Genomic DNA, 6791 nt, shown 5'->3' on the forward strand with positions numbered 1-6791 from the left:
AATAAAATAGAGATAACGGCAAACATTTTAACGTTTGCAAAGGCATTTTTTTGAGGTGTTATTTGTAGAGAAAGATTCATTTTTCAATTTTCATTCTTCATTTTTGCTCGAAGAATGTGGATGCAAATGTAAAGGCTTTGATTTTTAAGCGCAAATATTTAACGAAACAGAGCTTATTCGAAAATTATCCAATTAAGCTCTATAACTAAATCAGGCAAATGCTATTTTTATATTTTATTCAAATTCAACAAAATAGCACTTACCTGATTTTATATTCTCTTTTTTTCGAGCTATTCTCCTTATAGTGGTTTTATATACACCCCGTTAAGGCGAATCTCTGTTTTTTTAAATCCAACGTACGTAGCAGAAGTCCTGACGGTGAGGCAAGTCCTCATTTTTAGGGAACATGCGGAAACTATACTTAAACGACCCTGCCATATTCAACTGGTAGTCGATATTAAAATACAGTTTAGAACCTTCAGTTTTTACCAGTTTAAGCTCTTGTACATCACACAATACTTCATTGTTAGAGCTATCTAGATTTGTGATAACCAATTCGATACCAACACCGTTATCATTCAGCTTTTTAGTATCTACAACTATGTTAATATTATAGTTCTCACCTACATGCGGATTGTGTATCAAGTTTTCCGGCAAATCAACCGCTACAACTTCTATATCATTCCAGCCTTGTGCCATCTTTTCTTTCCATGCCGCAATTTCTTTTGCTTTGGCAAAATCCTTGTCTTTCAGTAATGCCGAACGCTTAGCCAGCTTGCTATAAAAACGGTTGATATAGTCATCAATCATGCGCTTGGTAGTAAAACGAGGAGTAATCTCTGCAAACGATTTCTTTATATATTGTATCCATTCAGGAGAGTAACCTTTTGTATTTCGTGCAAAAAACAATGGGATAATCTCACTTTCGAGCATATTATATATAGTAGCCGCATCAAGTTGGTCTTGATAAGTCTGATTTTCGTAAGTACGTTTATCAGTCAAAGCCCATCCGGCCCCTTTTACATATCCTTCGAGCCACCAGCCATCAAGTACCGAGAAGTTAAGCACACCGTTCATTTGAGCTTTTTCACCCGATGTTCCCGATGCTTCCAACGGACGTGTCGGAGTATTCAGCCAAATATCCACACCAGACACCAAACGTTTTGCCAAACGCATATCATAGTTTTCAAGGAAAATGATTTTTCCTAAAAACTGCGGCATGCGCGAAATTTCTATAATACGCTTGATTAAACCTTGCCCTCCACCATCGGCGGGGTGTGCTTTACCGGTGAAAAGGAATTGCACAGGACGCTGCGGGTCGTTTACAATTTTTTCTAAACGCTCTAAATCGGTGAACAGCAAATGTGCACGTTTGTACGTTGCAAAACGACGGCCAAAACCTATAATTAAAGCATTAGGATTTATCGACTCCAAGATAGACACAACGGCTTTGGGGTCGCCCTGACTCTTAAACCACGACTCTTGAAACTGCTGACGGATATAGTCTATCAGCTTAGATTTCAACCCCATACGCGTATCCCAAATTTCCTGATCGGAAATCTCATATATTTTTTGCCAGATTTTCAGATTCGACTGGTCTTCGTAAAATGCCGGAGTGAAGTATTTTTCGTATATTTTTTTCCATTCGGATGCAGCCCAAGTTGGCAAGTGTACTCCGTTAGTAACATAGCTAACGTGCAGTTCCTCAGGGAAATATCCTTTCCAGATAGGTTGGAACATTTTTTGGGACACTTTGCCGTGTAGCCAGCTAACTCCATTCACTTCCTGACAAGTATTACATGCAAATGTACTCATGCTGAATTTCTCATCGTGGTTGCCGGGATGCTCACGCCCCATGTCGATAAAATCGTTCCAAGAGATATTCAGCTTACTTGGATATTCACTCATATACTTTCCGAACAAGCCTTCGTCGAAACTATCATGACCGGCAGGAACCGGTGTATGAACTGTATATAATGAACTGGAGCGTACAACTTCCATTGCCTGGTCAAACGACAAACCTTTTTCTGCTATCAAATCAACTAAACGTTGTACGTTAATCAGAGCAGCATGTCCTTCGTTACAATGATATACTTGTTTTTCTACTCCAAGTTTCTTCAAAGTAAGAATACCACCAATACCTAACATGTATTCTTGTTTCAAACGGTTCTCCCAATCACCACCATAAAGTTGATGCGTAATAGAACGGTCGAACTCGCTGTTCATATCATTATCGGTATCGAGCAGGTAAAGAGAGATACGTCCTACTTTCACTTGCCATACATAGGTATAGATAGTACGTCCGGGGTATGGAACTTCTACTACAACCGGATTATCGTTTTCGTCTTTTACTTGCTTTATCGGCAAGTTATTAAAGTTTTGAGGCTCATATACAGCTATTTGCTGACCTTCCATCGAAAGCGATTGAGTGAAATATCCATAACGATACAGGAAACCAACCGCTGTCATATCCACATGGCTATCACTGGCTTCTTTCAGATAGTCGCCAGCCAGTACGCCTAACCCCCCTGAGTATATTTTCAACACTTCTGTAAGTCCATATTCCATACTGAAATATGCAACAGAAGGTTTTTGAGTGTCATAGGGTTGAGCCAGATAATTTTTATAGCTATCGTAAACCTTGTCCAGTTTTTTCAGGAAAGACTCATCGTTGCTTAGTTCAGTCATTTGTTTGTAATTCAACACATTGAACAACTGAACCGGATTTGATGATGCTTCTTTCCACGCCTTCCTGTCGATATTGCGGAAAAGGTCACGGGCTTCGCTATCCCAGCACCACCATATATTATATGCTATTTCTTCTAATTTTTTTAAGTTTTCGGGCAAATTGGATTTTACGTTAATATCCCTCCAATTTGTTTCATTTACTTCATTTACTTTAATCTTCATAATTTCTAATTTATGTGTAATTTAGCCAAGCTAAGTGCTTATTATACTTTTAAATAAATTTTTCATTAGCACATGCAAAAGTACAATAATGATTTAGAATATGAAAACTCATTCTGCATCAAAACTGCATACTTTTGCAAACACTTATATTTCTTTTTATTTCTGAATACTTATTAATATAAATATAGTACTGATGCGTTAAATATTTTTTTGTAGATTGAAAATATCATCGATGTGCTCCGTAGGAGCATAAGTTTGGTAAAAGCACGTAATAACGGGTATTATTCGTGCCGTAGGTACGAAGCCCTCGCATCAGTAGTAATATAAATACTTAAAAACCTCAGACAAAAGTGTGTCTGCAATTTAGTAAAATGGGATAGATTAAAGATTATAAGAAAAGACTAATTTTTATTTTGAAATAAAACCTTATTTTTTGTATTAAACCTTAGTAATAGTATAAAGACCGGTTAAGCCCAACCCCTTATTACCTTATTTTTTTCTGTTATTCAATAAGCTAATAAGGTTAAGCTTTACGAGATATTGAAGTTACTAAGGTTTATTCACGAAAATAAGGTTTCGTTATTAGTCTAACATATTATAGTTTATATTCAATAGTTTATTATAATACTGATTTGCAAATTATTTTCGTATTAAAAGCTCCTGTAGGGAGCAAAGTTTGGTAATGTACGGGTTACTCAATTATCCGGCGTGCCGTAGGTACGCGACGTTTAATTGATAAAAAATATACAATAGCAACCTGCATAAAACCACTTGTCATTATTGAGGCTTATTCTTTTGCCTTTTATTCATATTCTTAATAGCAATATCATAAGCCTCTTCATAATGATGTATAAAATGATCCCAAAGTGCCGCTTCTGCAATATCGGATGCTCTTTTCTGTACCTGTTTCAGTGTTTGCTTATCGTATTGGGCAAACTCTAAAACCGTATTGCAAATCTGAAAGGCAACATGTGAAGCATTGTAATCCGAACGGTGAATAACAGCCACACCTTTATCAATATCCTGTGGCTCAGGCGACACCCATTGACCAAAACCGGACAGTTCGGTAGTAATAGTAGGTACCGAAAAAGCCACACTTTCGAGCGGAGTATATCCCCAAGGCTCGTAATACGATGGAAATACGGTCAAATCCATTCCTATCAGCAGGTCGTAATATACCTTATTGAAAATACCGTCGGCACCATTCAGATACGATGGCATAAACATAACCTTCACCCTGTCGTGCTCTTCATTTTTCAGATGGTACCAGTTTATTGCCGACATTATACTATCATTATTATAGTCATAAAGTTCGTGCGTAGTAAAATGATTCCAATTTTCCAGTTTATCCTCCGGATTGTCCAACGCATAAAGCAAATCGGCACGTGGCCCGACTGAATGAGCCGGAACTACAATCAAGGCAAGTATCTGACGTTCAGGTTCTTTTTTCGACAAACGTTTCAAAGACTCCATAAACACGTCGAGCCCTTTATTTTTATACTCGTAGCGTCCTGCCGTACCTACAAGCAACACATCGTCCTCCAGTTTATACCCAAACAAGGCTTCTGCCACACGTATAAAAGATTGGCGGGCTTCCTTTCGTTTCTTTGTAAAAATCTTGCCTTTTGGTATAAAATCGTCTTCAAAACCATTAGGGGTTACCACATCGGGCTTCCGCTCCAACAGTTGTGTACACTCACGCGCTGTGATATCGCTCACCGTGGTAAAACAATCTGCTATGTGCGCGCCCTTCTTCTCTGTCGAGTGTTTAGCTACCATATTAAGCTCCTGCGCCATCTGGTCGCCGTTATAGTCATTCAGATAGTTATATAATGGCTTGTTATTTCCGGCAATAGAACGGCCTATCGAAGTAGCGTGAGTAGTAAATACGGTAGCTACAGTAGGCAGGTTCTCTTTCAGGTAAAAAATACCGAAGGTGGTCATCCATTCGTTAAAGTGCGCCACAACTTTTTGCTTCGGACTAAGTTTAAAGAAATTGTAATAACTCTCTACTACCATGCCGGAGGCATATCCGAACATCGAAGATTCATCATAATCTCCGTATGCATGTAGCGAATCTACACCAAACAGATTCCAGACATGACCATATATGCCGTTTTTTTTATGATACAATGGAGTGAAATCCACCAACACTGCAACCGGATTTCCCGGAACATTCCATCGGCCTACGCGAATATCCAACCCATATTTTTCGTTGGTATATTCTTTCCAACCGGAAAGTAAATCATCCGATTCGGTAAAATATGGACTTGGACTCTCTTTCCAAACATCAGGCCCTATAAAAATAAGTTTGTCGTGATGCTGATGCTGTAAGATACGGGCACGGGTAGACAGCACTGTATATATACCACCCACCATATTGCAAACCTCCCAACTGGCTTCGAAAATATAATCAGGAATATTCTTTTTTGACATTGAAAAACTCGGTTTAAAAAATTACATATAATTATATAAGTTACAAAGTTAATACTTTTTGTAAGAAATTGGGAGGCATTATGCCGAATTATCATAATAAGCCCCCTTATATATAAAACAAAACTCGTTTGGTGAGTTAAACCTCCTAAACGAGTTTTGCATAATAAATATATTTTCTAAATCAGCTTATATTCTTGCTTTTTCAAACAAATAGGATACTATAATTCCGCAATACACCGTACACTGAAGCCGTATGCACGGCCTTCAATGCCCGCAGGATACACATTACTACCATTAACATTCAGAGTGAGCGAGTACGTACCACTAAGGCTATCACTCCAATAGTAGCCGGTAGCACCTACGTAGTAGAGCTCGCCATTACCAGTGTAGCGAAGACCAGCGACGGGCAAAAATAAAGTAGTGGTTTCGCCGTCAGGCTTCACTTCGTAACCAGCTGTACCATTAGCAGCATCGTGCCACACCCAAGTATTAGCTACAGCAGTGCCCGAAGCACCGGGAGTAGAACCACCACAGAAAATACTTCCCCATTCACTCTGAGCAGGAACACGCCAACCGACAGGGCATGGGTCATAAGTACCATTCTTTTGGTTACGCCAGTTAAGGTCGGCAGTAGGAGCCTTAGAAACATCAACCCAGTTGTAAGGATAAGAAGGAACTTTAATAAATGAACCGGAAATACCGGCAGGAAGTGTAGCGTCATTGTTAGTAGACAAAGTAGTGGTTGCAGCACTTGTACGCTTTTCGTGCCCATCACTCTTACGTCCCCATTGGTACAAATCGCCATAAACAGTCATGTCATTATTCCTTGAAATAGGCTCGTATTTACTACTTGTAGCATTATAACTAAACACAGGACTGCTATGTGACTTTTGAGCATCTATAGTAGTTTTACTTGCACCCAGATTATAACACATAAATTTGCTCCATCCACCTGCTACAGTTTTTGCACCACAGCCTACAGCTACTTCAGCCATTTCGCTGTTTACACTATTGCCATTAGCATCAGTCACCTTACAATAATAACGGCGCATGCCCAGTTTGCTTAAATCAGGAGTAAAAGCATCCGAATCGTCTCCCGTACCATCAGTCACGGCTATAGGAGCAACGTTCTGATTTGCAGGCAATTCGTACCATTGGTAAGCAAGCGTACCTATACCTGTAGCCGTTACACTAATAGTAGTTGCATCCGTTCCAATACCTAATAGATTACCTGCACCTACGGTTTCTTTCCAGTTGAATGCACGAGGCTGGGTAGTAATTTGTGGAGCTACATTATCACCACAGTTCGAAATCCAGGCAGTACCATTCCATGTGTCGGTACAGTTAGTAGTAATGTTGTAAATAGTCAAGCCCTTAGCTAAATCCTTACCACTTACCGATAAGGCGTTACGTTGAACGGTAGTAAGCTGAGGCAAGCGAAAACC

Annotated in this window: 3 protein-coding genes; all 3 read right to left on the bottom strand. The window is 39.3% G+C overall.

Going from position 1 to position 6791, the window contains the following annotated elements:
* Positions 1–345: 345 nt before the first annotated feature.
* The gene (gene glgP / locus D0T49_RS11240) at positions 346–2910 is read right to left on the bottom strand and encodes an alpha-glucan family phosphorylase (RefSeq protein WP_163631445.1); all 2565 of its coding nucleotides are present in this window, start codon (positions 2908–2910) and stop codon (positions 346–348) included.
* 777 nt (positions 2911–3687) lie between these two features.
* Positions 3688–5346 (bottom strand): glycogen/starch synthase, encoded by a 1659-nt coding sequence (locus D0T49_RS11245; RefSeq protein WP_163631448.1) that lies wholly within the window; start codon positions 5344–5346, stop codon positions 3688–3690.
* 218 nt (positions 5347–5564) lie between these two features.
* Positions 5565–6791, bottom strand: a 1227-nt coding sequence (locus D0T49_RS11250; RefSeq protein ID WP_239057064.1) for a fibrobacter succinogenes major paralogous domain-containing protein, incomplete at its 5' end; no start/stop codon positions are given.

Origin of the sequence: Paludibacter sp. 221, assembly GCF_010501035.1 — a bacterium.
GTDB lineage: Bacteria > Bacteroidota > Bacteroidia > Bacteroidales > Paludibacteraceae > QVMH01.

Coding starts and splice junctions, on each gene's coding strand:
- glgP (WP_163631445.1), bottom strand. CDS start 2,910: ATGAAGATTAAAGTAAATGAAGTAAATGAAACAAATTGGAGGGATATT.
- D0T49_RS11245 (WP_163631448.1), bottom strand. CDS start 5,346: ATGTCAAAAAAGAATATTCCTGATTATATTTTCGAAGCCAGTTGGGAG.